The sequence below is a fragment of the Psychromonas sp. MB-3u-54 genome (genome assembly GCF_002836415.1).
GTDB lineage: Bacteria > Pseudomonadota > Gammaproteobacteria > Enterobacterales > Psychromonadaceae > Psychromonas.
In genome coordinates this window covers 1-2,261 of the sequence record NZ_PJBP01000017.1, presented here as the reverse complement: position 1 = coordinate 2,261, position 2,261 = coordinate 1, and the positions used below count along the sequence as shown (strand labels likewise).

General features: G+C 39.3%; 2 protein-coding genes. Both read left to right on the top strand.

The window, feature by feature from the left end; genetic code table 11:
• Nucleotides 1-199: 199 nt before the first annotated feature.
• Nucleotides 200-1,558: a UDP-N-acetylmuramate:L-alanyl-gamma-D-glutamyl-meso-diaminopimelate ligase gene (gene mpl / locus CXF72_RS00330; protein WP_101036054.1), complete on the top strand. Its 1,359-nt coding sequence runs from the start codon at nucleotides 200-202 to the stop codon at nucleotides 1,556-1,558.
• Between the two features lies 1 nt (nucleotide 1,559).
• On the top strand, nucleotides 1,560-2,180 hold the full coding sequence (locus CXF72_RS00325) for a flavin prenyltransferase UbiX (RefSeq protein ID WP_101036053.1): 621 nt from the start codon (nucleotides 1,560-1,562) through the stop codon (nucleotides 2,178-2,180).
• Nucleotides 2,181-2,261 lie beyond the last annotated feature (81 nt).

Below are 2,261 nucleotides of genomic sequence, written 5' to 3'. Positions count from 1 at the left end.
TAGCGATTTTAATCTGCATTTTGAATGGTGATGGGTATATAAAGATAAACATTCGAAGGTGTTCGCCTTTTTTATTGGCAATGATTGAAGATTCAGGTAATTTGGGGTTAACAATTAACGACACTTTCTTATCTTTCATGTTCAGGTAATTTAGGGTTAACAATTAAATACACTTTCTTATCTTTTCTATCGAGGTTTTATGCATATTCATATTCTTGGCATTTGTGGCACATTTATGGGGGGGCTTGCGATTCTCGCCAAATCCTTGGGTTATAAAGTCACAGGATCAGATAAAAATGTTTATCCTCCGATGAGCACCCAATTAGAAGAGCAGGGAATCGAATTAATTCAAGGTTTTGATCCCGGCCAATTAGATTCAAATCCTGATCTTGTGGTTATTGGCAATGCAATGAGTCGCGGAAATCCCTGCGTAGAAGCGGTGCTTGATAAACAAATTCCTTATATTTCCGGCCCGCAGTGGTTATTGGAGCATGTATTAAAAGACCGTTGGGTATTAGCTGTTGCCGGTACTCACGGTAAAACCTCCACCGCCAGTATGCTGGCTTGGATCTTAGAATATGCCAATATGAAACCGGGGTTTTTAATTGGTGGCGTACCTGAAAACTTTGGTCTGTCAGCCAGGTTAGGCGAAACCCCGTTTTTTGTGATAGAGGCCGATGAGTACGACAGTGCTTTTTTTGATAAACGTTCCAAATTTGTTCACTACCATCCCAGAACCCTGGTTTTAAATAACTTAGAGTTTGATCATGCGGATATTTTTGAAGATTTGAATGCTATTAAAAAACAATTTCATCATTTAGTTCGTACTGTACCTGCAACGGGGCGTATTTTTATACCGGATCAGGATCAAGCATTAATGTCTGTTAAACAGATGGGATGTTGGAGCGAGGTTGAATACCTGGGTAAAAACTGGTCCTGCAAAAAAATCAAAGAAGATGCTTCAATTTTTGACGTCTATCTAAATCAGCAAAAACAGGGCGAGGTGACTTGGTCATTGATGGGCGATCATAATGTTAATAATGCACTTGCTGCGATAGCTGCTGCACGCCACGTGGGTGTTACACCGGAAATTGCAATTGAAGCACTCGCTGAATTTAAAAATATCAAACGCCGAATGGAAGTTAAAGGCAAGGTTAACAGTATTACTGTTTATGATGATTTTGCTCATCATCCAACCGCCATTAAAACAACCTTAGCGGGGTTACGCGCAAAAGTAGGCAATGATAAAATTATTGCTGTTCTCGAACCGCGTTCAAATACCATGAAGCTGGGTGTCCATAAAGAGGCCTTAGTCAATGCATTAGCGGCAGCTGACAGTGTTTACTGTTTTGAAACAGAAGATATTAAATGGTCAATTGAGGAGCTGTTTGCAGAGCAGGGTAAAGCCGTTGATATATCCCATGATATTGATGAGTTATGCACTAAGTTAGTATCAATAGCAGAACAGAACGCTCATATACTCATTATGAGTAATGGTGGTTTTGGCAATATCCACAACAAGTTACTGGGGCAACTCGCCCTGAAAAAGAAGGTTTAATATGTCTAAGGATGTTTTTTTTAAAGATAGAATTACGTTAGCGGTAACAGGAGCATCGGGCAGCGGTTACTTCTTAAGGTTATTACGGGCATTGGTTGATACGGATATACAAATATACCTATTACTTTCCGATGCGGCTAAAATTGTGTTAAAAACAGAAGAAAATGAAGATTGGCCTGCAGATCTGACTCAACTAAATGTTTTTTTACAGGAAAAATTCCAGAGTAAAAAACAGCAGATAGTCGTATTAGCTGCAAAAGATTGGTTTTCACCCGTCGCCTCTGGCTCATCAGCGCCAAATAAAATGATTGTTTGTCCATGCAGTTGTGGAACATTGGCCTCTATTGCCCATGGTTTATCTAGCAACTTAATCGAACGTTCGGCAGATGTTATTTTAAAAGAACGCGGAAAACTGATCATCATGCCAAGAGAAACACCTTTTTCCACGCTTCATTTGCGAAACATGCTTACTCTGTCTGAATTAGGGGTAACAGTCATGCCATTAGCGCCAGGTTTTTACCATCAGCCTGAAACTATTTCTGATTTACAGGATTTTATGGTCGCGAGAGTATTAGACCATCTGGAAATAGCGCATAAAATTGGTAAACGCTGGTGTGAATGACAACAAAAATCAAAAACCAATGATTTTTGTTTGTTTTGTAAGCGTAAATATAAAGGTTTTAATTAGTTGCCCTTTTTTCTT

Bases quoted from the DNA above. Each gene is read 5' to 3' on its own strand.
- mpl (WP_101036054.1), top strand. From the start codon at position 200: ATGCATATTCATATTCTTGGCATTTGTGGCACATTTATGGGGGGGCTT.
- CXF72_RS00325 (WP_101036053.1), top strand. From the start codon at position 1,560: ATGTCTAAGGATGTTTTTTTTAAAGATAGAATTACGTTAGCGGTAACA.